The 24275-nt window shown below is 50.9% G+C and carries 26 protein-coding genes; 6 read left to right on the top strand and 20 right to left on the bottom strand.

The genetic code is table 11. From position 1 onward, the window contains the following. Positions 1-153: 153 nt before the first annotated feature. Together CKV66_RS06510 and CKV66_RS06505 are read left to right on the top strand one after the other, a co-directional pair. Positions 154-1386 (top strand): uracil-xanthine permease family protein, encoded by a 1233-nt coding sequence (locus tag CKV66_RS06510; RefSeq protein ID WP_085363781.1) that lies wholly within the window; start codon positions 154-156, stop codon positions 1384-1386. Between the two features lie 176 nt (positions 1387-1562). Continuing rightward, complete coding sequence (locus CKV66_RS06505) at positions 1563-1838, top strand: helix-turn-helix domain-containing protein (RefSeq protein ID WP_085363782.1); 276 nt, start codon at positions 1563-1565, stop codon at positions 1836-1838. Positions 1839-1942: 104 nt separating this feature from the next. On the opposite strand, the gene CKV66_RS06500 is transcribed toward CKV66_RS06505, so the two are convergent. The 11 genes from CKV66_RS06500 to CKV66_RS06450 all read right to left on the bottom strand — a co-directional run bounded on the left by CKV66_RS06500 (position 1943) and on the right by CKV66_RS06450 (position 13962). Further along, positions 1943-3154, bottom strand: a complete 1212-nt coding sequence (locus tag CKV66_RS06500; RefSeq protein ID WP_085363783.1) for a beta-ketoacyl-ACP synthase — start codon at positions 3152-3154, stop codon at positions 1943-1945. Positions 3155-3178: 24 nt separating this feature from the next. Continuing rightward, positions 3179-3679: a hypothetical protein gene (locus tag CKV66_RS06495; RefSeq protein ID WP_085363784.1), complete on the bottom strand. Its 501-nt coding sequence runs from the start codon at positions 3677-3679 to the stop codon at positions 3179-3181. Between the two features lie 229 nt (positions 3680-3908). After that, positions 3909-4238 (bottom strand): YegP family protein, encoded by a 330-nt coding sequence (locus CKV66_RS06490; RefSeq protein ID WP_085363785.1) that lies wholly within the window; start codon positions 4236-4238, stop codon positions 3909-3911. Between the two features lie 197 nt (positions 4239-4435). Further along, a complete protein-coding gene (locus CKV66_RS06485; RefSeq protein WP_085363786.1) occupies positions 4436-5359 on the bottom strand; it encodes a CobW family GTP-binding protein in 924 nt (307 codons plus the stop codon). Then, positions 5350-5817: a Fur family transcriptional regulator gene (locus CKV66_RS06480; RefSeq protein ID WP_085363787.1), complete on the bottom strand. Its 468-nt coding sequence runs from the start codon at positions 5815-5817 to the stop codon at positions 5350-5352. Before CKV66_RS06480 ends, CKV66_RS06485 begins: the two co-directional genes overlap by 10 nt. Positions 5818-5946: 129 nt before the next feature. Beyond that, positions 5947-8745, bottom strand: coding sequence for a translation initiation factor IF-2 (infB, locus tag CKV66_RS06475; protein ID WP_085363788.1), 2799 nt, complete (start codon positions 8743-8745; stop codon positions 5947-5949). A 12-nt stretch (positions 8746-8757) separates the two neighbouring features. Then, the gene (gene nusA, locus CKV66_RS06470) at positions 8758-10254 is read right to left on the bottom strand and encodes a transcription termination factor NusA (protein WP_085363789.1); all 1497 of its coding nucleotides are present in this window, start codon (positions 10252-10254) and stop codon (positions 8758-8760) included. 27 nt (positions 10255-10281) lie between these two features. Then, positions 10282-10713: a ribosome maturation factor RimP gene (gene rimP, locus CKV66_RS06465; protein ID WP_085363790.1), complete on the bottom strand. Its 432-nt coding sequence runs from the start codon at positions 10711-10713 to the stop codon at positions 10282-10284. A gap of 169 nt (positions 10714-10882) precedes the next feature. Further along, positions 10883-11407: a hypothetical protein gene (locus CKV66_RS06460; RefSeq protein ID WP_085363791.1), complete on the bottom strand. Its 525-nt coding sequence runs from the start codon at positions 11405-11407 to the stop codon at positions 10883-10885. A gap of 415 nt (positions 11408-11822) precedes the next feature. Continuing rightward, a complete protein-coding gene (locus CKV66_RS12185; protein WP_157739154.1) occupies positions 11823-11987 on the bottom strand; it encodes a hypothetical protein in 165 nt (54 codons plus the stop codon). A gap of 43 nt (positions 11988-12030) precedes the next feature. After that, on the bottom strand, positions 12031-13962 hold the full coding sequence (locus tag CKV66_RS06450) for an ABC-F family ATP-binding cassette domain-containing protein (RefSeq protein ID WP_085363793.1): 1932 nt from the start codon (positions 13960-13962) through the stop codon (positions 12031-12033). A gap of 307 nt (positions 13963-14269) precedes the next feature. On the opposite strand from CKV66_RS06450, the gene trpB reads away from it, so the two are divergent. Next, positions 14270-15475, top strand: a complete 1206-nt coding sequence (gene trpB, locus CKV66_RS06445; RefSeq protein ID WP_085363794.1) for a tryptophan synthase subunit beta — start codon at positions 14270-14272, stop codon at positions 15473-15475. A 102-nt stretch (positions 15476-15577) separates the two neighbouring features. Here trpB and CKV66_RS06440 read toward each other — a convergent pair whose 3' ends face one another. From CKV66_RS06440 to hfq, 5 genes are all read right to left on the bottom strand, one after another. After that, entirely contained in the window at positions 15578-16225 is a 648-nt protein-coding gene (locus CKV66_RS06440) for a deoxynucleoside kinase (RefSeq protein WP_085363795.1), read from the bottom strand. Positions 16226-16327: 102 nt separating this feature from the next. After that, complete coding sequence (gene folK, locus CKV66_RS06435) at positions 16328-16822, bottom strand: 2-amino-4-hydroxy-6-hydroxymethyldihydropteridine diphosphokinase (protein WP_085363796.1); 495 nt, start codon at positions 16820-16822, stop codon at positions 16328-16330. A 12-nt stretch (positions 16823-16834) separates the two neighbouring features. Next, positions 16835-17206 carry a SirB2 family protein gene (locus CKV66_RS06430; RefSeq protein WP_085363797.1) on the bottom strand — a complete coding sequence of 124 codons (372 nt, stop codon included), beginning with the start codon at positions 17204-17206 and terminating at the stop codon, positions 16835-16837. Positions 17207-17266: 60 nt separating this feature from the next. Then, the gene (locus CKV66_RS06425; protein ID WP_085363798.1) at positions 17267-17830 is read right to left on the bottom strand and encodes a class I SAM-dependent methyltransferase; all 564 of its coding nucleotides are present in this window, start codon (positions 17828-17830) and stop codon (positions 17267-17269) included. 71 nt (positions 17831-17901) lie between these two features. After that, positions 17902-18183, bottom strand: a complete 282-nt coding sequence (hfq, locus tag CKV66_RS06420; RefSeq protein WP_085363799.1) for an RNA chaperone Hfq — start codon at positions 18181-18183, stop codon at positions 17902-17904. A 366-nt stretch (positions 18184-18549) separates the two neighbouring features. Between hfq and CKV66_RS06415 the strand changes: the two genes are divergently transcribed. Then, complete coding sequence (locus CKV66_RS06415; RefSeq protein ID WP_085363800.1) at positions 18550-18756, top strand: hypothetical protein; 207 nt, start codon at positions 18550-18552, stop codon at positions 18754-18756. An 89-nt stretch (positions 18757-18845) separates the two neighbouring features. Then, positions 18846-19325, top strand: a complete 480-nt coding sequence (locus CKV66_RS06410) for a hypothetical protein (RefSeq protein WP_085363801.1) — start codon at positions 18846-18848, stop codon at positions 19323-19325. A gap of 145 nt (positions 19326-19470) precedes the next feature. Here the strand turns inward: CKV66_RS06410 and pyrC are convergent, their stop codons facing one another. The 4 genes from pyrC to CKV66_RS06390 form a co-directional block, all read right to left on the bottom strand. Then, the gene (pyrC, locus tag CKV66_RS06405; protein ID WP_085363802.1) at positions 19471-20508 is read right to left on the bottom strand and encodes a dihydroorotase; all 1038 of its coding nucleotides are present in this window, start codon (positions 20506-20508) and stop codon (positions 19471-19473) included. An 82-nt stretch (positions 20509-20590) separates the two neighbouring features. Next, on the bottom strand, positions 20591-21178 hold the full coding sequence (locus tag CKV66_RS06400) for an NMCC_0638 family (lipo)protein (RefSeq protein ID WP_085363803.1): 588 nt from the start codon (positions 21176-21178) through the stop codon (positions 20591-20593). A gap of 11 nt (positions 21179-21189) precedes the next feature. Further along, positions 21190-21408, bottom strand: coding sequence for a sulfurtransferase TusA family protein (locus CKV66_RS06395; protein ID WP_085363804.1), 219 nt, complete (start codon positions 21406-21408; stop codon positions 21190-21192). A gap of 341 nt (positions 21409-21749) precedes the next feature. Further along, positions 21750-22559 carry a tetratricopeptide repeat protein gene (locus tag CKV66_RS06390; protein WP_158087794.1) on the bottom strand — a complete coding sequence of 270 codons (810 nt, stop codon included), beginning with the start codon at positions 22557-22559 and terminating at the stop codon, positions 21750-21752. 239 nt (positions 22560-22798) lie between these two features. Between CKV66_RS06390 and radA the strand changes: the two genes are divergently transcribed. Further along, a complete protein-coding gene (radA, locus tag CKV66_RS06385) occupies positions 22799-24178 on the top strand; it encodes a DNA repair protein RadA (protein ID WP_085363806.1) in 1380 nt (459 codons plus the stop codon). Positions 24179-24275 lie beyond the last annotated feature (97 nt).

Genomic DNA, 24275 nt, shown 5'->3' with positions numbered 1-24275 from the left:
GGCACACTCTGTTTCTGCAAGTGATTTTGTTTGAACGGCAAAACAGAAGCTGGCTATTGAGGCCGTCTGAAACCGCGCAAACAGGTAAACACAACATGCTTTGGCGGCGCTATAATTGCGACCGTTTGATTTCAATAGCTAACGGAACTTAACATGCAACAACTTAAACTTGCCGTTTCCGGTGCACAGATTTTATTTGTGGCATTTGGTGCAATGGTACTCGTGCCCCTGTTGACCGGGCTGAACCCCGCCTTGGCGCTTTTGGGCGCAGGTATCGGCACGCTGCTTTTTCAAGCCGTAACCAAATTCAAAGTGCCGGTGTTTCTCGGCTCTTCTTTTGCCTTTATCGCGCCGATTATCTACTCCATCAGCGAATGGGGATTGCCTTCCACGATGTTCGGCCTGTTTGCCGCAGGTTTTATGTATTTTGTTTTTGCGGCGCTGATCAAGTGGCGCGGGCTGGCAACGGTAAACCGCTTGTTGCCGCCGGTGGTGATTGGCCCCGTGATTATGGTTATCGGCCTATCAGTTGCTGTCGTTGCCAGCCAAATGGCGATGGGTCAGGCCGACGGCAAACAAGTGGTGGACTATACCCAATCTTTGATGCTTTCCGGTTTTACGTTTGCGGTAACTGTGGTGGTGGCCGTGTTCGGCAGCAAAATGATGAAGCTTATCCCCATCCTGATCGGCGTGGCGGCAGGCTACATTGCGGCATGGGTTTTGGGATTGGTTAACACCGCTCCGATTGCCGATGCGCCTTGGTTTGCCGTGCCTCAATTTGTTACGCCGCAAATCAACTGGCAGGCCGCACTGTTTATGCTTCCCGTTGCCATTGCACCCGCCATCGAACACATCGGCGGCGTGATGGCCATCGGCAAAGTAACCGGCAACAATTACGCTAAAGACCCCGGCTTGGATAAAACGCTCGCCGGCGACGGCTTGGGCGTGTGCGTGGCCGGTTTGATCGGCGGCCCGCCCGTAACCACTTATGGCGAAGTAACCGGCGCGGTGATGATTACCAAAAACAGCAACCCCTACATCATGACTTGGGCGGCCATATTTGCCATCTGTATGGCGTTTTTCGGTAAATTCAATGCGTTTTTGGCATCTATTCCTCTACCTGTAATGGGCGGCATCATGATTTTGCTGTTCGGCACCATCGCTTCACTCGGTTTGAAAACCTTGATTGATGCTCAAGTAGATTTGATGCGGCCCAAAAATCTGGTCATCGTCAGCTCCGTGCTGACTACCGGCGTGGGCGGCATGGTGATTAAATTCGGCACCGTCAGCTTTGCCGGCGTGGGTTTGTGCGCCATTCTCGCCATCATACTCAACTGGTTGATTCCAGATGAAAAACCACTTGAAACGCTGAATGAAGAAATCTAAACCCTATTTGTAACACCGCAATATCTCGGCGAAAAAACCAATTAAGCAAGTCAAAGGCTTGGCATTATCGGTTTCTTCGTCGATTTTTTATATGCCGAAAACCGATTGATCCGCCGTATTTCCTCCTTACCCAATGTGAAGTAAAATCCGTTAAAGCAAATTCACAAGGAAAGATCATGAGCAACAAACTGACCGCCCCTGCCGAGCTGCCCGATGAATCAGATTTACGCGCGGTGTTGGCTTACAATATGCGCCTGTTCCGCGTGAACAAAGGCTGGTCGCAAGAAGAACTCGCCCGCCAATGCGGGCTTGACCGTACCTACGTTTCCGCAGTAGAGCGCAAACGCTGGAATATCGCGCTGTCGAATATTGAAAAAATGGCCTTAGCTTTGGGCGTACCGGCTTACCAGTTGCTGCTTCCGCCGCAAGCACGTTTGGAAATGATGGGCTGAGTTTGATCGATTAGCGATTCGCTTTGAAACATTGCAAATATATTCAAGCCTTTACATACATTTGAGGCCGTCTGAAATTTTCAGACGGCCTCAAATGTATTTACTTAAACCGATTCTCCAATAATCAACACGGCATTACTGCCACCGAAAGCGAATGACGAACTGGCGCCCACTCTTCGCTGCTGCGGCCAACAGCTGTTTTCATCGGTCAAACCTATTTCCGGCAACGCTTGGTCTTGCACACCGTCCCACGACTGTGGCGGCAGTTTTCCTTCGGGATTAACATGGCGGCTGACCATGCCCCACAAAAATGCCGCTTCAACTGCGCCGGCCGCACCGAGCGTATGGCCTGTGTATGGTTTAGTGGAAGTGCAAGGCGTATCGGCGCCGAATACTTCCGCCACGGCAATACTCTCCATGCTGTCATTATGCAGCGTGCCGGTGCCGTGCAGATTAATCCAGCCAATATCATGGGCATCAATGCTTGCATGCTTTAAGGCCGTCTGAAAAGCTTTTATCGCACCCAAGCCGTCCGGACGAGGCGACGACATATGATAAGCATCGCTGCTCGAACCATAGCCCAACAGCGGCAGGCTGTCTTCAAACACGGCTTCGCGCGTCATCACAAAAACGGCCGCACCTTCACCGATATTGATGCCGTTGCGGTTGGCTGAAAACGGTGTAGCCAAGCCTGAAGACAACACTTCCAGCGAAGCGAAACCATTGATGGTTAACGGAGAAAGCGTATCCACGCCTCCGCAAACCACCGCGTCACACAAGCCTGCACGCAACAAGCGGGCGGCGCTGATTAATGCTCTCGCACCCGATGTGCAAGCGGTAGATACAACGTAATTCAGGTTTTTCAAACCATACATTTCGGCCACAAATTCCGCCGGCGCATACATCAACTGCTGAGCCTGTTTAAACGGCACGCTCTGCCAATCTCCGCCTTGAGCGACGTGTTCAAACATTCCGATATTTTCATCCACCCCGCTGGTTGACGTACCAATCACGACGCCGATGCGCTCCGCACCAAAACGGGATACAGCATACTCGATTTGCGGCTCGATCTGCGCCAAAGCATGCCAAAGCAACTGATTGTTTCTGCTGCGGAATGCTTCAGGAAGAGATTCGGGAAACGGCCTCAAGGTTTCCCCAACCGCGCCGAAAGCATATCGTTTCCCTTTCACCCATTGGTCAGAAAAAGTCAGCGGAGAATCGCCGCCGGGATGAAATAAGGCGTCAATATGGTTTTGCAAACCGCTTCCCATCGCGCTGACCAAAGCAGGTGCTGATAAATAAACAGAATCGCTCATTTCTTGATGTATTCCTGAGATGATTTACTCTTGAATCGGCGTTACCGCCCATGTTGTCTGATCAGGGAAGGTAACCTGCCAGCGCTCCATCGCGCCCAGCACACACCACAGCTCGCGCCCGCGTTGATGGTAACACTCGCCTTTTTCGGTGGTCATTCGGCGTTCCAAATCGGGATAAACACTGGCGGAATCTTCTGCCAAAACCGGCAACATGGCACCAAACAAACGGCGCGCCGCGGCATTGGGCATCACAAACCCGTCGTTGCTCCAACCTTTTTGCGTGAGCACTTGGCGGGATAAAGGCGCACCCAAAGCATCGGTTTGGACAAACCGTACCGAATCTTTGTTTTGCTCGACGGCCAACAAGCTGTTTTGAATCACATTTCCGCCTGCATCGTATTGTGTGAGCTGAAACCAGTTTCCAGCCGTTTGCCCGAGAGCGGGCACGGTTCGGGGTTTCGGCACGCCCGATGTACAAGCGACAAGCACTAATGCGGCCGACAAAGCGATAACTATTTTCTTCATTGTTCCTACCTAAATTGTGTTCGTTTCCTGCCTGAAACAGCAGACTGCGTAGGCAGACGCCAGCGTAAAAGGCGGATAATACGCTTAATTTATTACCTGAGAAACCTGTATTTTAACCGAGCAAATCTTCCGAAATGGAAGATAAAAGCGCCATCAAATACCCCCGGATTTATGCTGAAACCCGGGGGCAAAATCATGCTCATTGCTGGCAGTAATCAAACTCAAAGATTTAATAGTCTTCCACCACACCTGCCTGCGGCGCGCCGTTCTTCACCTGAGCAATGGCCGCTTCGCGCTCAGCTTCTCCGGCATACATCATGCTGGTGCCGACAACCTGCCCGTTGGCGGCTTTCAAATTAAAATAAACTTTGCCGGAACTGCTGGTTTTCAATTCGTAACGGCTATCGTTGCCGGCGTTGCTGCGCACCGATTCGATACCGTTTTGCGCGGAAGCTTTGCTGCTGTATTGCTCGCTGCGCAGAATGGTTTTGTCTTCTTCGCCAATGAAGTTGAAATGAAACTCACCGCCTTCGCTTTTCTTCAGTTCAAATGTTGCCATTGCTGACTCCTTCAGTAAAATCTGCATGCAAAAAAACATCAAAAAAATCATATCCAAACAGGCATTTCGACGAACACTATAATGACCCTGCTTCGGGCTTGTCAATACTCGCACCGCTCATGAAAAGGCCGTCTGAAAACTTCGGCATCGACAAATTACGATGAAATGTTTTCAGACGGCCTCAACCGGTTTGGGCATTATTCCAATGCTGCTTTGAGTTTTTGCTCGATTAAATCCGCATCAAATGCTTTGGCAATCAGCTCGAAACGGCTGTCGCGCCGCCATGAAACTTGGTTCGCGCCCCATTTGCCGTCCACCCAGTTGAGCCATACCCACGTACCCATTACCTGAAACACGCCTTTGGCGCGCACCAAACCTTCGGTAAATTTCGGCAGATCGTTGAAAAAATTGGTAAGGCGTTCGCCGTCGAAATCTTGCCCGGCCGGGAAGGTAAAGCCTTGCGATTGATAGCCCATGGTATTGTCGGGCAAGGCTTTCAAGCGGTAGCGGGATTTTTCCACCACGGGGATTTCCAGCCATGCGATATCCACTTGGGCGTTATCCACTTCCACCACTTTGGCTTTGGGTGGGAAGAGTTTGGCTGCTTTTTCGCGGAATTCCGCCAATACTCCGGGCGTGCACAAATCGGTTTTGCTGGCCACCAACACATCGCACACGCCGATCTGGTCTTTATACAAAGCCTGTTGTGCGTAGTTGGGATCAACGAACTGACGCGGGTCGACCACGGTAAACACAGCGGCGATTTCAAGCTGTTCGTCGAGCGGTTTGACTTTCAATTCGTCAATCACGCTGGCGGCATGTGCCAAACCGCTGGCTTCAATCATCAGGCGGTCGGGTTGGGCATCACGCAACATTTTCTGCACGGTAGCACCCAATTGCGGGCCGGCGGTACAACACAGGCAGCCGCCGGCAATTTCGGCAACGGGAATGCCGTTGTTGCTCAACACGGCACCGTCGATGCCGATTTCGCCAAATTCGTTCACGATAATGACCCATTTTTCATTCGGGTCTTTTTGTTCCATCAAACTTTTCAGAGCAGTCGTTTTACCCGTACCGAGAAAGCCCGAAATCAAGTGGACTTTGGTTTTTTTTACCGACATTTTTTGCACACTCCTGTTAATACAACATGTTCTTCTTTCAAAACAAAACCGCTTGCCGCCACACCTGCGCACAACGCCGACCACTCTTTGCTGAGGGTTTGTTCGTCAACCTCTCCGCATTCGGTACACACGAGAATAAATGCGCTGTGATGTGCGGCTTCACCATGCTCATGACAATGCGTATCGCATTCGTGCTGAGCATGACTGCACAACACATAGCCGTTGACGGCAGCCACTTTATGCAGCACGCCCTGTTCTGCCCAGAAATCCAACGCCCGATACGCAGTAGGCGGAGCCACTACGCCTTCACTCTGCTGCTGCATTTGCGACAGCACGTTATAGGCTTTGATCACTCCGGTTTGCTGCAATACGATGTCCAAAACCTGTTCGCGCAAGGCGGTAACCTGCACCCCGTCTTTCTTGGCTTGGGCGAGGATTTTTTCTTTAATAGTAGTCATGGCTTTTCAGACGGCCTGTTTCTGATTGAGGAATACTTATTATAACGAGGTTGACCTCGATATGCGAAAGGCCGTCTGAAAGTTTCGCAAAAACTTTTCAGACGGCCTGTTGTTACCGTTCGGGCACCATTACAACGAACGTGCCACTTCTACGATTTCAAATACTTCCAGCTGGTCGCCTTCCATAATCTCATTGAAGTTTTTCAGCATCAGGCCGCATTCGTAGCCCATGCGCACTTCTTTAACGTCGTCTTTGAAGCGCTTCAACGAGGCCAGCTCGCCAGTATGGATAACCACGTTGTTGCGGATGAGGCGGATGTGCGAATCGCGCTTCACGATACCGTCGGTAACCATACAGCCGGCAATATTGCCCACTTTCGACACGCTGATTACCTGACGGATTTCCACCGTACCGATCACTTGCTCTTTCTCTTCCGGTGCCAACATGCCGCTCATGGCTGCCTTCACATCGTCGATGGCATCATAGATGATGTTGTAGTAGCGGATTTCCACATCTTCGCTCTCGGCCAGCTTGCGTGCGGAACCGTCGGCACGCACGTTAAAACCGATGATGAATGCGCCGGACGCAATCGCAAGGTTAACGTCAGACTCGGTAATACCGCCCACGCCGCTGTGCAGCACGTTGACTTTCACTTCGTCGGTAGACAGTTTTTTCAGGCTGCCCGAAAGTGCTTCGTACGAACCTTGAACGTCGGCTTTGATGATAACCGACAGCGATTGCGCCTGCTCGCCCATGTTGCTGAACATGTTTTCCAACTTGGCCGCCTGTTGTTTGGCCAAACGCACATCGCGGAATTTGCCTTGGCGGAACAACGCGATTTCACGGGCTTTTTTCTCGTCTGCCAACACCATAGCATCTTCGCCTGCATTCGGCACATCGGACAAACCGAGGATTTCCACAGGAATCGACGGGCCGGCTTCTTCAATCGGTTTGCCGTTTTCATCGGTCATCGCGCGGATCTTACCGAACGCGGTACCGGCCAGCAGCATATCGCCTTTTTTCAGCGTACCGCTTTGAACCAGCAAGGTTGCCACCGCACCGCGTCCTTTATCCAAGCGCGCTTCAACGATGATACCTTTGGCAGGCGTATCAACCGGAGCAGTCAGTTCCAACACTTCGGCTTCCAGCAGCACGGCTTCCAGCAGCGCATCAATATTCAAACCTTGTTTGGCCGATACATTGACAAACTGCACATCGCCGCCCCACTCGTCCGGCACAACTTCATGCGCCGTCAACTCTTGGCGGATGCGCTCGGGGTTGGCTGCCTCTTTATCGATTTTGTTCACTGCCACCACAATCGGCACGCCCGCCGCTTTCGCGTGGGCAATAGCTTCGATGGTTTGCGGCATCACGCCGTCATCGGCGGCCACTACCAGAATCACAATGTCGGTGGCTTTGGCACCGCGGGCACGCATGGCGGTAAACGCTTCGTGACCCGGAGTATCCAAGAACGTAATCACACCGCGCGGGGTTTCCACATGATAAGCACCGATATGCTGGGTAATGCCGCCCGCTTCGCCTTGCACCACTTTGGCGCGACGGATGTAGTCGAGCAACGAGGTTTTACCGTGGTCAACGTGACCCATTACGGTAACAACCGGCGGACGCGGGAATTGCTCTGCCGTTGCAGCGGTTTCGGCATCATCGCTCAAGAAGGCTTCGGGATCGTCGGCAGCGGCAGGCTTACCGATGTGGCCTAATTCTTCAACCACAATCAATGCAGTATCTTGGTCGATGGACTGGTTGATGGTAACCATCATGCCCATTTTCATCAGCGCCTTAACCACTTCTACGCCTTTAACGGCCATTTTGTGCGCCAAATCCGCCACGGTAATGGTTTCAGGCACCAACACTTCATGTACCACCGGCTCGGTCGGCGCTTGGAAAGCATGTTGGTTCGGCTCCAGCTTGAGTTTTTTGCCTTTTTTGCCGCCGCGCACGCGCTCTTCCTGATTGGCATTCTGATTACGGCCTTTGCCTTTATCTTTGCCGCCGCGCGGACGGCTTTCCATCTCATCACGGTTGTGGCGGTCTTCTTTCTTGGCACGCGCAGGCACACCGGCTTTGCTCGAAGTAGAAGCCAAAGGCGCTTTTTCGCTCGGCTTGGCGGAACGCTGTTCGGCCGCTTTGCCTTCTTTGGCTGCTTTCGCTTCCTGTTGCGCCTGAAGTTTCACGGCTTCACGGCGTGCTTGACGCTCTTGCTTCTCTTTCAACAAGGCTTCCTGATGCGCACGCATGGCAGCGGCACGGCGGGCTTCTTCATCACGCTGTGCTTGTTCTTCCGCGCTTACTACCGGCCGGATAACCGCAGGGGCGGCTTGTTTTTTCGGCTCTTTGTGTTTGCCTTGCTTGGCCGGCTTCTCTGCTTTGGCCGTCTGAACAGCCTCTTGGGCTTTCTCTTCGGCGGCTTTCTTTTCAACTGCTTTTTCTTCGGCAGCCTGCTCGGTGCGTGCCTGAGCTGCTTTTAATTTGGCCGCTTCTTCTTCGGCTTTGGCTTTTTCGGCAGCCGCACGTTCGGCATCTGCTTTAGCAGCCGCTTCGCTCTCCGCCTGTGCAGCAGCTTCGGCTGCTTTGCGCGCTTCTTCCTGCTCGGCTGCGGCCTTGGCTTTCGCTTCGGCAGCCAATTCGTCGGCAGAAGGTACAATCACTTTTCGGCTACGGCGGCGGGTTTCCACTTGTACGCCGCCAACAGTGCTGACTTCAGCTTTTTTGCGGCTGATGCTGATAGTGCCGCCTTCACTGCCGTGCGATTTTTTCAGATAAGCCAGCAATAGCTGTTTATCGTCAGATGTGATGCTGTCGCTGCCGCTGTTTTTATGCACACCTGCACTTTTTAATTGTTTCAATAAATCGTCGACGGGTTTTTTAAGTTCGGCGGCAAATTGTTCTACTGTTGTGTTACTCATACTATTACCCCCTTAGTTTTCTTCGGTGAACCAATGTTCGCGGGCTGCCAAAATTACTTTCTTGGCTTCTTCCTCGCTTACTCCGGTAATTTCAATCAATTCGTCTACCGCCAGTTCAGCCAGATCGTCGCGCGTGGTAATGCCGGCCTGAGCCAGATCACGCAACATGTCTTGATCGATACCGTCGAGATTACGCATATCTTCTTCTACATCTTCCAGTTTTTCTTCAGATGCAATGGCCAACGTCAGAATCGCGTCGCGGGCACGGTTACGCAAGGTTTCTACAATATTTTCGTCAAAACCTTCGATTTCCAGCAATTCGGCAGCAGGCACATAGGCTACTTCTTCCAAAGTAGCAAAACCTTCCTGCACGAGAATGTCGGCCGTTTCTTCGTCCACATTCAAATGTTCTACAAACAGGTTGCGGATGGCGGCATCTTCGGCGGCGTTGCGTTCTTCGGCTTCGGCAACCGTCATAATGTTCAATTGCCAACCGGTCAAGTCAGCCGCCAAGCGCACGTTTTGTCCGCCGCGACCGATGGCCAGCGCCAATTGATCTTCGGCAACCACAACATCTACCGCATGCTTGTCTTCATCAATCAGGATGCGGGTTACTTCGGCGGGTGATAATGCATTAATCACAAACTGGGCGGTTTCGGGAGACCACAACACAACGTCGATGCGCTCGCCAGAAAGCTCGTTGGTTACCGCATTCACACGAGAACCGCGCACGCCGATACAAGTACCTTGCGGGTCGATACGTTGGTCATTTGCTTTAACGGCGATTTTGGCACGGTGGCCGGGGTCGCGGGCGGCTTCTTTAATTTCCAACAAGCCGTCTTCGATTTCAGGCACTTCCATGGCAAACAGTTTCACCAGAAAATCACGCGAAGTACGGCTCAAAATCACTTGCTTGCGGCCTGACGCACCGATTTCGTCTACCCGCAAAAACAGGGCGCGCACGCGGTCGCCGTTGCGGAAATTCTCGCGCGGAATCATTTGGTCGCGCGGCAGCAAAGCATCCAGCTTACCGATTTCGATGATGGCACCGTGACGCTCGACACGCTTGACCGTACCCATAACAATATCTTCTTTACGAGCCAAAAATTCTTCTAAAATTTGCTCGCGCTCCGCATCACGAATGCGTTGCAGAATAATTTGTTTGGCAGTTTGGGCAGCTTGGCGGCCGAAGCCTTCGTTTTCCATCGGTTCTTCATAATATTCGCCGATTTGGATGGTAGTGCCCGGAATTTCTTCTTGGATTTCTTCGATGGTTTTTTCTACGTCCGGATAGGTGTAGTCTTCGTCGGCCACAATCAACCAGCGGCGGAATGTTTTATATTCGCCGGTATCGCGGTCAACTTCCACGCGCACATCCATATTCTCGCGGCCGCTCTTCTTTTTGGCGGCAGTGCTCAATGCAAACTCCAATGCACTGAATACCACTTCTGGATCAACATTTTTCTCGCTGGCTAAGGCTTCTGCCAGTAACAGCATCTCACGACTCATTTATTATTCTCCGTTAATTCAAATATCTTAAAAATTAAACTCGGGGCGCAAACGGGCACGATCAATGTTTTCCAGCTCAATCTCGGCTGTTTTGCCGTCAAACTCAATGCGCACAATATTATTTTCACAACTCTCGATACGGCCGATAAAGTTTTTCTGCCCGTCAATCGGCAGGCGCGTTTTGATTTTGGCCTGCTGGCCGGCAAAACGTACAAAATCAGCAGCCTTTTTCAAAGGACGATCCAAGCCCGGGCTGGAAATCTCAAGGCGCTTGTAGTCAATGTCTTCCACCATAAACAAACGGCTTAAATGATTGCTGACAGTTGCGCAGTCTTCTACGGTAATACCGCTTTCTTTATCGATGAACACACGCAAGTCGCCTTGCGCGGTCAATTCAAAATCCACGAGCTCATATCCCAAGCCCGGCAGGGTTTTATCGAGAATGGTTTGAATATCCATAACACTCCAAAAACAAAAAAATGGCCCTGTGGCCATTTTTCGTGAAAATTGAAAAATTTACTGATTATAACGCGTTTACTTATAAAAGAAAAGCAAACAAATGCATCCTGTTATGTTTACGGCAAGCCAGTCTAACCGCACCATCATGCGGTTTCAGACGGCCTCACCATCACATACGCCCCAATTCCCTCTGCAATGCTTGGATATTTTGCTGGCGGTCGAGTACGCTGCCTTGAAGTTGGGTAATTTGCTGCTGATCAATATTGCCGTTTTTCGCCGCGCGCGCAGATGCTAACGATTGCTGCGCTTCTGTTAAAGCTTTGCGTTCATTGGCCAATTCTTGCTCCAAGATAGAACGGCGGCTGTTATTACCAGACGATTTAGGTGCCACAGGCGGCAGAGAAGCCTTGGCTTGCACCGGCGTGGCTTTGGCTTGGTTTTTAGAGGATGGCGCTTTTTCTGCCGGCCGCTTTTTAGGTTCCGCAGCCTGACTCTGCACATATTGGGGTTGGTCATAACGGGTGCTGCTATATCGACCGATAGACGGCAAATCTGCGGCTTGGCAATTGCCGATGCGTTTGGAAGTATAGGTAATCTGACCATTCACCACACAGGTATAAATTTTGGCAGAGGCCGTCTGAATTCCTGACAGCCCCAACAGTAAAAACGTACCAATCCCGATTAATTTTTTCATATTATTCAAATATCTTTAATACAGAAACCAAGCTTCCAACGCTAAAAATCAAGCAAAGCCAAACCTTGCTTAATCACATTCGTGCTTGAGCTTGGCATGTAAAGCTTCTTTCAGACGGCCTTTGTACAAACCAATAAACAGCCGATCTGTTGTTCTCCGATATGAAATCAGCCGCACAAAGAAAAAAGAAAATTGGAAACATCAAAGCTGCTTTATCTGACATTGCACCAACATAAAGCTGTATGACAAGCCAAATAAGAGCAGCTTTCTTTGATCTATCCATTATCCGTATTCTTTTGCGTAACGTTCTTTAACAATACTGCGCAAAACAGACACAGAAAAAGTTATTTAAACGCTTACGGCTAACCGGCCAAAAGCATAATCCATCTGCATGGATACTGCAATCCGGATTCAATTAAATTCTATCGCTTGCCGCATAGAGAGAGGAAGGCTGTGCATCTGCCACCAGCTCCGGCTCCAATGCAACTTTAATAGGCTCGCCCGCTTCTGATTTTTGCGACAAAAGCACTTCGCTGGCTGCCAACAATAAAATAGCCTGTTTGAATGATGTATAAGACATAATAAAACCCCGTAATTTAATGGTTATTCATGGTTATTTAAGATCAACTTGATGGGGCAGCTGAAAATTGTGTTTCAATCTCGTTTTCAATTTGTTCCAGCTCTTCTTGCCAACCTAACCAACTCTCCTCAAGTTTACTCAATTTTACCTTAACATCAGCTAAATTAGCGAGCACTTGCTGAAGCTTTACTTTATTCTCTTCCAAATAAGCATCTTCTTGTGACAAAAATGTTTCACATGCCGTTTGAACTTCGTTTAGCTCCGCCATTTCTTTTTCTGCTTTATCTATTTTGTGCAGAACAGGCTTAGTGCGTTTGGCTTTTTCCTGCCGTATCTGCGCTTCGAGGCGTTTGGTGTCTTTGCGGCTTTGGGTTTGTGCCGAAGCTGCGGGAGCAGCAGCCGCATTTTCCTGCGCCAAACGCCATTGGCGGTAATCGTTCAAATCGCCGTCGAAGTTTTTCAGACGGCCTTTGTCGATTAACAGAAAGCTGTCGGTGGTGGCTTCGAGCAGGCTGCGATCGTGCGACACCACGATCAATGCACCCTGAAAACTCTGCAAAGCCACGGTAAGCGCGTGGCGCATATCCAAATCGAGGTGGTTAGTCGGTTCGTCGAGCAGCAGCAGATTGGGCTTTTGCCACACAATCATCGCCAATGCCAGCCGCGCTTTTTCACCGCCGGAAAAAGGTTCGATTTTCTGCAAAGCCATATCGCCGACAAAGTTGAAGCCGCCGAGAAAATTGCGGATTTCCTGCTCGCGCACATCGGGAGAAAGCTGCTGGATGTGCCAAACGGGGCTTTGGTCGTCGCGCAGGGTGTCAAGCTGGTGCTGGGCGAAATAGCCGATATTGAGCTTTTCGGATTTCACCATCTGGCCGGACAATAAAGCCAATTCTCCGGCCAAGGCTTTGATAAAGGTAGATTTTCCGCTGCCGTTCACACCCAGCAATCCGTAGCGTGCGCCGCTTTCCAGCGATAAGGTAATGTCGTTCAGCACTACCGTATCGCCATAGCCTAAATCGGCTTTATCCATTTTTAACAGAGGGTTGGGCAAGTGTGCGGGCGTTTCAAATTCAAATGAAAATTCGCTGTCGAGATGCGCGGGGGCGATGCGCTCCAGTTTGGCCAACGCTTTCATGCGGCTTTGCGCTTGCGTAGCTTTGGTGGCTTTGGCTTTGAAGCGGTCGATAAACGATTGCAAATGCTTGATCTGCGTTTGCTGCTTCACATACGCGGCCTGCTGTTGCGCCAAACGCTGGGCGCGTTCGGTTTGGTAAAAATCGTAGTTGCCGCCGTATTGGGTGAGCTTCTGATTCGATAATTCAACGGTTTGCGTAGTGGTGGCATTCAGAAAATCGCGGTCGTGCGAAATGATGATTTGGGTGCACGGCAGGCTTGCGAGATGGTTTTCCAACCACAGCACGGTTTCGAGATCCAAGTGGTTGGTCGGTTCGTCGAGCAGCAGCAAATCGGCACGGCACATCAGGGCTTGGGCCAAATTCAAACGCATACGCCAGCCGCCTGAAAAGGCTTTCACGGGCTTGCTGTGTTCTTCCTGAGCAAAACCCAATCCGCTCAACAGCTTGGCGGCACGGGCGGGCGCGGTGTAGGCATCGACTTCTTCGAGCTTGGCATGCCATTCGGCGATTTTGATGCCGTCGTTTTGTGCTTCGGCTTCTGCCAAGGCCGTCTGAAATTGCTGCAACTCGGCATCGCCCTGCAAAACGTAGTCCAAAGCCGAAGTATCCAATGCGGGCGTTTCCTGCGCCACCGCCGCCATTTTCCAATGTTTGGGAATCTGCACATCGCCCGTATCCTGTGTGATTTCGCCTTTAATCAGGGCAAACAGGCTCGATTTGCCAGTGCCGTTTTTGCCGATTAAGCCGACGCGTTGGTTGGGGTTGATGGTGAGGTTGGCTTGGTTGAGCAACACTTTCAGGCCGCGCTGGAGGGTGAGGTTTTTGAGTTCGATCATGGGAAAACGGGGCGGAGTGCAAAAAGCGGCTATTTTAACTGAAATAGGGTTTGCTTTCTTTGATATATTGCCCCAAGCATTTTTCAGCTATAAAAGTATAAAAGCAAACATGCAGCTTTAAACCTTGAAGATAGATAGGCTCCGACTGACTTATACAGGCCGTCTGAAACGGTCTGCAATCTGATTCATCTTGGCCGGAAAATTTTTCAGACGGCCTTGTTATCTCCACTATTTACCGCATGAACTCATCAATGCGATACTCATACTTATTTATTTTGTGACCGACCCTATTCATAAAGGAAGTTTCATGGCAAGCGAACAACTGAATCCCCTTATCCTGCCCGATAACGACGGCAATTTCGGCAAACACGGCGGCAAAATCGGCCATCCCGAATTGGCCAAAGCTCTGGCAGAAATCGAACAAGGCTTTCGTGCCATTATCCGTGACGATGAATTTATCAATGAAATGAAACGCTTGCAGACCACTTATGTCGGCCGCCCCAGCCCTATTTATCAGGCCCGTACTTTATCCAAACGCGGTGCGCAAATTTATTTGAAACGCGAAGACCTCAACCATACGGGCGCACACAAAATCAACCATTGTTTGGGTGAAGTCTTGCTGGCGAAAAAGCTGGGTAAGAAAAAAGTGATTGCGGAGACCGGTGCCGGCCAGCACGGCGTAGCCTTGGCTACTGCGTCTGCCTTGTTGGGTATTGAGTGTGAAATCCACATGGGCGTTGTCGATATCGCCAAAGAGCATCCCAACGTGTCGCGCATGAAAATTCTCGGTGCGAAAATCGTTCCCGTGTCGGCAGGTGCGGGCACTTTAAAAGAAGCGGTGGACAGCGCTTTTGACGCTTATATCAAAGCGCCTGCCGACAGCATGTTTGCCATCGGCTCGGTAGTTGGCCCGGCGCCCTATCCCGAGATGGTGGCTTATTTCCAATCGATTATCGGACACGAAGCCCGCGACCAATTTCAGCAGCTCTACGGCGGCCTACCCGATGAAGTGATTGCCTGCGTAGGCGGCGGTTCCAACGCCATTGGTCTGTTTAACGCGTTCCTAGACGACAAAGAAGTAGCCTTGGTCGGCGTAGAACCCGCCGGAGAAGGTTTGGACAAACCCGGACGCCACGCCGCCACCATGACTTTAGGCAAATTCGGCAATATTCAGGGCTTCAATTGCTACTACTTGCAGGAAGAAGACGGCACACCCGCCGCCGTGCATTCGATTGCATCGGGCTTGGACTACCCCGGCGTCGGCCCGCAACACTGCCATCTGAAAGACACCGGCCGCGGCCGTTATGAAACGGCTACCGATGCCGAATGTTTGGAAGCATTTATGGCTTTGTCGCGCGAAGAAGGCATCATCCCCGCGCTCGAATCCTCACACGCCATCGCCTATGCCTTGCGCCGCGCGGCAGAACTGGGCAGCGATAAGAGACTTTTGGTCAACTTATCCGGCCGCGGCGATAAAGATATTGACTATGTATTGGATAAAATCGGTTTGTAATCACAGCCCTCCCAAGCAGATACAAACAAAAACGGTGCTTCAAATGGTTGAAGCACCGTTTTATTTACTCAAAAGCTGAATACTGTTTGTGTTATCAGGCTCTTACACTTCGCTCAGATTCAAATAATGGCGGCTGCCCTGCATATCGCTCATCGCACGCAACAGCATTTCAAAATGTTCATCGTTATTGATGAAGTCCAACTCGTCGGCGTTGGCAATCAACAGCGGCGCATTTTGATACAGATGGAAGAAGCGGCGGTATTCGTCTTGAATCTGTTTCAAATAACCGGCAGGGAAAAGATTAAGCGTGCCGCTATTGCGTTTCTGCAAGCGTTTTTGTGCGTTTTCATCAGAAGTTTGGAGATAAATCACCAAATCGGGCACGGGATATTCGGGCATAATTTTGCGCTTCATCTGCCAAAAAAGCGTTTGCTCGTTGGCCGGGTCGTTGCCTTTGAGCAGCACGGGCACAAAAATCTGGTCTTTTTCAAGCAGAAAGTCGGCAATGATCAGCTCGTTTTTTTCTTCTTCTTCATTAATCACTTCCACCGCTTCCGCACGGCGCATCAGAAAAAACAGTTCGGTCGCCAAGCCGTGATTGGCTGCATTCAGGTAAAACTGTTCTAAAAAAGGATTGCGCTCGGGGCTTTCGGTTAAGTGTAAGGCATTGAAATATTCTGCCAAACGGCGGCTTAATTCGGATTTGCCACTGCCGATAGAACCTTCCACCACAATGTAACGATGATGCATTTGAATAATCTTTCTTTCAATTGAAACTGTCTGTTTGAATATTGAATACGTTGATGAGGCCGTCTGAATTTTATATTGAGGGCAGCCTTTCTTATCACGGCGTTATGTTTTTAAGCGGATACCTTCGCTGCCGAGTTCTGCAGCCAAATCCGCAGCGCAGCCGTGCTTGCCGATCACATAATCCGGCGCGATTTCCGCCAATGGACGCATCACAAAACTGCGCTCGTGCGCGCGGGGGTGCGGCAAAGTGAGATGCGGATCGTCGCTAAACTCGCCGTTGAAATCGATAATGTCCAAATCCAAAGTGCGCGGCGCATTGCGGAAACTGCGCTCGCGGCCGAAATCGTGCTCGATACGGTTTAAAACGGCGAGTAAGGCTTTGCCGTCTAAAGCCGTGTTTACGATACATACCGCGTTCACAAAATCGGGCTGGTCGGCATAACCTACCGGCGCGGTAATATAGAGTGAAGATACGCTTTTCAGTTCAATTTCAGGATGGGCTGAAATCGCGTTCAGCGCAGAAATAACCTGCTGTTCGGGCTGATCGAGGTTGCTTCCCAAAGCAATAACGGCAATATGCGGAAAAGATGACGGCATTTTCAGACGGCCTTAAAAAGGTTTGAACCAGGCAAGATAAACAATCGCCGCCACGCAAGTCATAGAAACGGCATAGCCCAGCCAAAATTTCGCAGTATGCGGACGGGCGCGCACGGTAACCATGCCCATGCCGATATAAGCCAGCAACAGCAAGAGTTTCACGCCAAGCCAATCGGCATTACCGAAAGGCATGAAACGGGTAATGTGCATCAGCCACAAGCCGGTAAACAGCAGCAGGGTGTCGTTGAAATGGGGAATGATTTTTAAGATTTTCGGCAGCGGTTTTTCGGGGTTGGCGCAGCGCATCCAAAAGCGCAGGTTAAACAGCAAAACAGTGATTACCACAAAAGTCATGTGGCTGTGTTTGACAATCAGGTATTGCATATGGAAATTCCCAAGCGGTGTTTTCAGACGGCCTATTGTAACCGAAACATGCAGGATAAGTTACGACAGCTTTTCTATTGCCAAAAGATAAGGCGGGCGGTTTTGCCGGTTGATAAAACCGTATTTCAAAACAGCATACTGCTTCTGCGGCAAAGTTCGTGCCCAGCTTTCTATGGCCGAAGCCTCGTGCGCACCGGCCTCGTGGCCGGGATAAACCACAGCGACCAGCAAGCCGCCTTTTTTCAACAAGGTTAAAGCGGCATTTAATGCACGGATGCTGGTATCCGCTTGAGTGGTAATGCTTTTATCGCCGCCGGGCAGCCAGCCGAAATTGAATACGGCAGCGGCCAGCGGTTCGCGCACATAATCTGCCAGCGTTTCATGCCCGGCGTGCACATATTCCACGTTTGCCTGCACGGCTTCATCCTGCAAGCGTTTCGCCGTTGCGGCTAATGCCTGCTCCTGAACGTCAAACACCCAAACCTTGCCGCCCTCACCCACGCATTGCGCCAGCAAAAGCGTATCGTGGCCGTTGCCTGCCGTACCGTCAAGCACGGTATCGCCGGCGCGGATATGGGCGCGCAGCAAATCATGGGTAAAAGGCAGAATGTTTTGCAGCAGCATCACAGGCCGTCTGAAAGTATGAGAAAAAATACCTTACCCCTGAAGGTAAGGTATTTTAACTACCCTCCCGCTTAGGCGGAAGGCTGGGTGGTTTCAACCTGAACTGGCGCAGCGGCAGGCTGTTTGTTTTCATGCTGCAAGCTCACGGCACGAGCCGGAACGATAGTGGAAATCGCATGTTTGTAAACCATCTGCGTAACAGATGTATTACGCAGCAATACAACATACTGGTCAAACGATTCAACTTGCCCCTGCAGCTTGATGCCGTTTACCAAGTAGATGGAAACAGGCACATGCTCTTTACGCAAAGCGTTCAAAAAAGGATCTTGTAACATTTGTCCTTTAGCGGTCATTTTTTTCAACTCCGTTATTATTTATGGTTTTAAAGTATTTCGGGAAAAACACGTGCCGATTTTAGCCTTGAATGCATTTTTTTACCAATATTTTTCGGTAAGAATATGCAAACATTACCTGCATCATCCGAAAAGGTTTCCGTAGTGAGATGGTTTAGTGCCTGTAAAGTTCTGCGCAAATAAGTACAAGCATGAAAAATGCACATGCCTTACACAATTGACATATATCCGCCCGCCCTCTGCCCGATATGGCCATACTTCAGACTTTCACACATCAAGCAGCGATCCGAAACCTCAATCTCTATAAATAGCGAATTCCTATATAATGATTTTTAAAACAAATTCTTAAAAAGTAAAAGGTGGGTAATGGAACGTGAAAAAATTTATTATGCGGCGGTAATTTTGATATCGGCTGTTTCGATTTTGCTCAGCCCGTTTTTCTATGTGAGCCGCGGCAAGCGTTTACTCAAACCTGCCGATTCGCGAAGCTGGCGCAAGATCATTGCCGGCAATATTTTAATGGCGTTGGTTTTGCTGGCGGTGTGGTGGTTTTGGTTGCGCGGTAGCTTTTGAAACCCATTATTCACGCCAACGGTTGCCTGCTGCTTTTTCAGACGGCATACTTTTGATTGTTTTGACCAAACCGATATTGAAAGCCTTACATGAAAAACACATTACTTTTGGGAACAGCCGCATTGATCTTGGCTACATTGCCTGCCTCGGCTGACACGATTTATGCCTGTAAAGACAGCAGCGACCGCACCGTTTATTCTCAAAACGCCGGCAAGCATTGCCAAAAAACCGAAATCGGTAAAATAGGCATTTACTCAAACAGCCCGGCACAAAGCAGCGGCCAGCTTTCAAACACTTCCACCGCGCCCCAAGAGCCACCCCATCCTCAAGGCTCGCAAGGTACACAGGAAGACCAAGCCAAACTTAAAGCTGCACAACAAGAACTTGATGCGGCCAAGAAAGCTTTGGCCGAAGGCAGGCAGATTCGTTACGGCCATGAACGGAACTATGTGCGCTATCAAGAGCGTATTCAGAAGCTGGAAGATGCCGTGCAAAAAGCACAAAACAAGCTCAACGGGTTAAACGGTGCTTCCGACGGGCATTCATCTGCCCGACCTCCCCAATATTAAGATTGAGGCCATCTGAAAAATTCAGCTTTGCGCCTGAACATGATGGATGCTTTCTCGATTCCCCCATAAATAAACAGGCAGACGGATGCACCGTCTGCCTGCTTGTTTTCGGATACCTATTTGAATATCTGTCCGATATCAACCATCAATATTGAACAGTCCAGCCGACACTTTCACCCGCACGCATCGGCACTAAGACTTCATTGCCGCCGAACGGCACGGCCGAGGCAACCTTCTGGCTTTGTTTCACCAAGGTAATCGTGCGAGGGTTTTCGGGCAAGCCGTAAAAACGCGCACCGTTTTTCGAAGCAAATGCTTCGAGTTTGTCTAAAGCACCGGCTTGCTCGAATACTTCGGCATACAGTTCGACGGCCGTAACGGCGCTGAACATGCCTGCACAGCCGCAAGCGTTTTCTTTGGCCGATTGCGCGTGCGGGGCGCTGTCTGTACCCAAAAAGAATTTATGCGATTTTTCACCGGTAACCGCTTCAACCAAGGCCTTGCGGTGGATCTCGCGCTTCAATACCGGCAGGCAATAATGGTGTGGACGAACACCGCCGACCAGCAAATCGTTGCGGTTCAGCAAAAGGTGTTGCGGCGTCACGCTTGCTGCCACATTGTCGCCGGCCTCCATCACCAAACGGGCGGCATCGGCGGTGGTAATGTGTTCAAACACCACTTTCAAAGCGGGCACTTTTTCCAATACCGGCTTCAACACGCGCTCGATAAACACGGCCTCGCGGTCGAAAATATCGATTTCGGGGTCGGTCACTTCTCCGTGCACCAAAAACAGCATATTTTGTTTGGCCATTTCTTCCAATACGGGAATCAGCTTAAACAAATCGGTTACGCCCGAATCGGAGTTGGTGGTCGCGCCTGCGGGATAAAGCTTGAAGGCCACGATACCGGCAGCTTTGGCTTCACGCACCAATTCGGGTGTAGATTTATCGGTCAGGTATAACGTCATCAAAGGTTCAAACGTGCTGCCTTCGGGCAAAGCTGCCAAGATGCGTTCTTTATAGGCTTGTGCATCGGCCACGCTGACTACGGGCGGCTTGAGGTTGGGCATAATCACCGCGCGTCCCATCTGGCGGGCGGTAAACGGCAGCACCGCTTTCAAGGCCTCGCCGTCGCGCAAGTGCAGGTGCATGTCATCAGGTTGGATTATGGTCAGGGTTTGCATGGTATTCCTTTGTTTCATCTATCAATATTTGCGGTGAGGCCGTCTGAAAACCCAGATGTTTTTCAGACGGCCTGATGTCTGTTTATTGGCCGCCGATTACCTTCATGCCCAGCGGCTGGCGGGTAAGGTAAAGGGCGAGCTGCGCCGGCACATGCTCGGACGGAGAGGTGTTGGCCGTTAGCAATATTTCTTCGTCGGCACCGTTTGCATGCCAGCCATACACCAGCTGATTGAACGGAAACGGCGAAGATACGCCGTTGTCGGCTCTGAGCATAGCGGTAGCGCCTGCTCTGCCTTTTTCTGCTAAGGCGACAAAATATTGACGCGCCGCTTGATGGTCGGCACGGGGCGTTTTAACGCTGCACGAACCGGGCGCGGTGCTGATATAAAAGGTTGCGCCGTCTTTCTCAACTGTCCAAACTGCTTGCGCATCCAATTCCATCATCCCCAAAGGCAGATTCTTCACAGCCGCCTCGCCGAGCATGGGTAATTGCTGTTGCGCCGCCCAAGCCGCAACATTCTGCGGGTTGCCGTTGTTTCCGACGCAAACTTCTTCAAACAACTGCACCGCTTGGGCAGCATGACTTTCCAGCCGCTCCGGCGGAATGTTTTCCCCGCACGAGGCAGTGAATAATACAGCAGGTAGCAGAAAGAACATGCTTTTCAACATTTCAGACGGCCTCACTTGTGGCGAACCACCAATTTAAATACGCCGTCTGCTTCGGAAGATTCAAGCAGTACATGTCCTGTTTGGCGGCAAAAAGCGGCAAAATCATCAGGAGCGCCGTGGTCGGTGGCCAATACGGTCAATACTTCTTCGGCCTGCATCTGCGCCAATGCTTTTTTTGCGCGCAAAATCGGCAGCGGGCATTTCAATCCGGTTACGTCTAAAGTCTGCATAGGTTTGTGTGTTATTTAGGAATATTAAATTGGATATTATACCCTTCGGCGGCACTATCTTACAGAACGATTTTCAACCACCCAAAACATAAATATCGGCACAAGAAGCACTTACCGACATTTCACTTTCGACAAATAAAAAAATACCTGGCAACCGTGATTGCCAAGTATTAAAGGGAGATTTCGTAAACTTTTACACCAGCCTGTCCACAATTATGATTGGCACGGGCTGAGGCCTAAGATAAACCAGCGAGCGTGCACCTCACAACGCAAAAATGCGCCGCAGATGATTTTTTTGCAAAGGTCTCAGGCTGTTTGCCGTCATTCTTACTCAGGGCCGATTAATGGCCTTGCTGATCTCGCATAAATTTGCAGGCATCTTCGTCGCCGCCTTTGCAAGCCTGACCCAGCAGTATGTAGGCCTTATCAATGTTTTTAACTACGCCGCGGCCAATCAGATACATATTGCCCAGATTGTATTGGGCAACAGTATTTCCTTGGTCGGCAGCTTGCGTGTACCACAAAGCGGCTTTTACCGGATCGGCTTCCACCCCTTCGCCGGAGTCATACATGAAACCGATTTCCGCTTGGGCTTCCACCAAGCCTTGTTGAGCGGCTTTTTCATACCACACGGCGGCCTGCTTCATGTTTTTTTCCACGCCGGTGCCGTTCGCATACATATAAGCCAGATTTTTTTGCGCGGTGTTTTCGCCTTTATCCGCAGCCTGTTTGAACCACTCAAACGCCTGCTGATAATCCTGCCCTACCCCGAAACCGTAAAAATACAGACGGCCTAAGTTGTTTTGCGCATGCGTGCTGCCTTGCGCCGCTGCTTTGCGGTACCAAGACAAAGCCGTTTTCATATTAGTTTTCACACCGCGGCCTTCCTGATACATTGCACCTAAATTGGCTTGTGCTTCCGCATGGCCTTGTTTTGCCGCGCGGCGGTACATCTTGAAGGCTTTTTCCAAATCGCTTTCTACGCCGTCTCCGTTTTCATACGCCAATCCCAGCTCATACTGAGCCTGTTTGTCGCCGCGCTCGGCCAGTTTCGTGCGCTCTTGTAACTCTGCCGCGTTATGTGCAGAGGCTGTAAAAGTTAAACCGAGCATCAATACGGCTGCTGCTAAGCGGGTGTTTATTCGCTTCATTTTCATCTATTCCCGTTTAATCTACTCGATTTGAATAATAACAAATAAATATTTCCCTATATCAAAAGACTGACATGCGGACATTTTTACCGCCTCAATGTTACATTGGTAACTAATGTTATATTTATTGTTACCAAGCCGCCAATTCCCGTTTGTACTGCGCCCGCATACCGAATCGGCGTTACAATAGCGTTTTTCAGACGGCCTCATCCCCCATACCCTTACCCGCAGGAACCCTCATGGCAAAAGCACCGAAAACCGTTTACCAATGCAGCGAATGCGGCGGCACCACCCCAAAATGGCAAGGCAAATGCCCGCATTGCGGCGAATGGAACACCTTACAGGAAAGCCTTGCCGCACCCGAGCCGAAAAACGTGCGCTTCCAATCGTGGGCGGCGGACACCGCACAAGTGCAGGAGCTTTCCCAAGTAACTGCCACCGAAGTGCCGCGCGAACCCACCGGCATGGGCGAGCTTGACCGTGTGTTGGGCGGCGGTTTGGTGAGCGGCGCGGTAATTCTGCTTGGCGGCGACCCCGGCATCGGCAAATCGACGCTGCTGCTGCAAACCGTGGCGATGATGGCGAAAAGCCGCAAAGTGCTGTATGTGTCGGGTGAGGAATCCGCCCAACAAGTCGCCTTGCGCGCGCAACGCTTGGGCTTGCAAAGCGAAGGCGTGAACCTGCTGGCGGAAATCCGCATGGAAGCCATTCAGACGGCCTTAAAACAGCACGAACCCGCCGTGGTGGTAATCGATTCGATTCAGACCATGTATTCCGACCAAATCACTTCCGCGCCCGGCTCAGTATCGCAAGTGCGCGAGTGTGCCGCCCAGCTCACCCGCATGGCCAAGCAGATGGGCATTGCCATGATTTTGGTCGGCCACGTTACCAAAGACGGCGCCATCGCCGGCCCGCGCGTGCTCGAACACATGGTCGATACCGTGCTTTATTTCGAGGGCGACCAGCATTCCAACTACCGCATGATACGCGCTATCAAAAACCGTTTCGGTGCGGCCAACGAGCTGGGCGTGTTCGCCATGACCGAACACGGCTTGAAAGGCGTGTCCAACCCTTCGGCGATTTTTCTCGCCAGCTACCGCGACGACGTGCCCGGCTCATGCGTATTGGTCACGCAAGAAGGCAGCCGCCCGCTGTTGGTGGAAATTCAGGCGTTGGTTGACGACGCCCACGGCTTTACGCCCAAACGCCTTACCGTCGGCCTCGAACAAAACCGCCTCGCCATGCTGTTGGCCGTGTTAAACCGCCATGCCGGTATCGCCTGCTTCGACCAAGACGTATTCCTGAACGCCGTAGGCGGCGTAAAAATCAACGAACCCGCCGCCGACCTTGCCATTATCCTTGCCATGCTCTCCAGCTTCCGCAACCGCCCGCTGCCCGAAAAAATGGTGGCCTTCGGCGAAATCGGTTTGAGCGGCGAAGTCCGCCCCGTGGCGCGCGGGCAGGAACGCTTGAAAGAAGCGGAAAAACTCGGCTTCAAACGCGCCGTCGTGCCTAAAGCCAATCTGCCGCGCAACCCGAAAGAATTCCCCGGCTTACAGATTTTCGGCGTGAGCAGTTTGCAGGAAGCGGTGGAGGTGTGCAGGAATAGTGAAGAGTGAAAATTAAACGATATGTAAAACAGCATAAGCATTGGTTAGAGATAGGCGCCATCCTGTTAGCATTGTTCCTTATGGTGTACATTTCTTGGCAACCGAT

The organism is Neisseria zoodegmatis (assembly GCF_900187305.1).
GTDB lineage: Bacteria > Pseudomonadota > Gammaproteobacteria > Burkholderiales > Neisseriaceae > Neisseria > Neisseria zoodegmatis.
The sequence above is the reverse complement of the archived record's forward strand: the minus strand, read 5'-3'. Positions and strand labels throughout refer to the sequence as shown.

Coding starts and splice junctions, on each gene's coding strand:
- CKV66_RS06510 (WP_085363781.1), top strand. CDS start 154: ATGCAACAACTTAAACTTGCCGTTTCCGGTGCACAGATTTTATTTGTG.
- CKV66_RS06505 (WP_085363782.1), top strand. CDS start 1,563: ATGAGCAACAAACTGACCGCCCCTGCCGAGCTGCCCGATGAATCAGAT.
- CKV66_RS06500 (WP_085363783.1), bottom strand. CDS start 3,154: ATGAGCGATTCTGTTTATTTATCAGCACCTGCTTTGGTCAGCGCGATG.
- CKV66_RS06495 (WP_085363784.1), bottom strand. CDS start 3,679: ATGAAGAAAATAGTTATCGCTTTGTCGGCCGCATTAGTGCTTGTCGCT.
- CKV66_RS06490 (WP_085363785.1), bottom strand. CDS start 4,238: ATGGCAACATTTGAACTGAAGAAAAGCGAAGGCGGTGAGTTTCATTTC.
- CKV66_RS06485 (WP_085363786.1), bottom strand. CDS start 5,359: ATGTCGGTAAAAAAAACCAAAGTCCACTTGATTTCGGGCTTTCTCGGT.
- CKV66_RS06480 (WP_085363787.1), bottom strand. CDS start 5,817: ATGACTACTATTAAAGAAAAAATCCTCGCCCAAGCCAAGAAAGACGGG.
- infB (WP_085363788.1), bottom strand. CDS start 8,745: ATGAGTAACACAACAGTAGAACAATTTGCCGCCGAACTTAAAAAACCC.
- nusA (WP_085363789.1), bottom strand. CDS start 10,254: ATGAGTCGTGAGATGCTGTTACTGGCAGAAGCCTTAGCCAGCGAGAAA.
- rimP (WP_085363790.1), bottom strand. CDS start 10,713: ATGGATATTCAAACCATTCTCGATAAAACCCTGCCGGGCTTGGGATAT.
- CKV66_RS06460 (WP_085363791.1), bottom strand. CDS start 11,407: ATGAAAAAATTAATCGGGATTGGTACGTTTTTACTGTTGGGGCTGTCA.
- CKV66_RS12185 (WP_157739154.1), bottom strand. CDS start 11,987: ATGTCTTATACATCATTCAAACAGGCTATTTTATTGTTGGCAGCCAGC.
- CKV66_RS06450 (WP_085363793.1), bottom strand. CDS start 13,962: ATGATCGAACTCAAAAACCTCACCCTCCAGCGCGGCCTGAAAGTGTTG.
- trpB (WP_085363794.1), top strand. CDS start 14,270: ATGGCAAGCGAACAACTGAATCCCCTTATCCTGCCCGATAACGACGGC.
- CKV66_RS06440 (WP_085363795.1), bottom strand. CDS start 16,225: ATGCATCATCGTTACATTGTGGTGGAAGGTTCTATCGGCAGTGGCAAA.
- folK (WP_085363796.1), bottom strand. CDS start 16,822: ATGCCGTCATCTTTTCCGCATATTGCCGTTATTGCTTTGGGAAGCAAC.
- CKV66_RS06430 (WP_085363797.1), bottom strand. CDS start 17,206: ATGCAATACCTGATTGTCAAACACAGCCACATGACTTTTGTGGTAATC.
- CKV66_RS06425 (WP_085363798.1), bottom strand. CDS start 17,830: ATGCTGCTGCAAAACATTCTGCCTTTTACCCATGATTTGCTGCGCGCC.
- hfq (WP_085363799.1), bottom strand. CDS start 18,183: ATGACCGCTAAAGGACAAATGTTACAAGATCCTTTTTTGAACGCTTTG.
- CKV66_RS06415 (WP_085363800.1), top strand. CDS start 18,550: ATGGAACGTGAAAAAATTTATTATGCGGCGGTAATTTTGATATCGGCT.
- CKV66_RS06410 (WP_085363801.1), top strand. CDS start 18,846: ATGAAAAACACATTACTTTTGGGAACAGCCGCATTGATCTTGGCTACA.
- pyrC (WP_085363802.1), bottom strand. CDS start 20,508: ATGCAAACCCTGACCATAATCCAACCTGATGACATGCACCTGCACTTG.
- CKV66_RS06400 (WP_085363803.1), bottom strand. CDS start 21,178: ATGTTGAAAAGCATGTTCTTTCTGCTACCTGCTGTATTATTCACTGCC.
- CKV66_RS06395 (WP_085363804.1), bottom strand. CDS start 21,408: ATGCAGACTTTAGACGTAACCGGATTGAAATGCCCGCTGCCGATTTTG.
- CKV66_RS06390 (WP_158087794.1), bottom strand. CDS start 22,559: ATGAAGCGAATAAACACCCGCTTAGCAGCAGCCGTATTGATGCTCGGT.
- radA (WP_085363806.1), top strand. CDS start 22,799: ATGGCAAAAGCACCGAAAACCGTTTACCAATGCAGCGAATGCGGCGGC.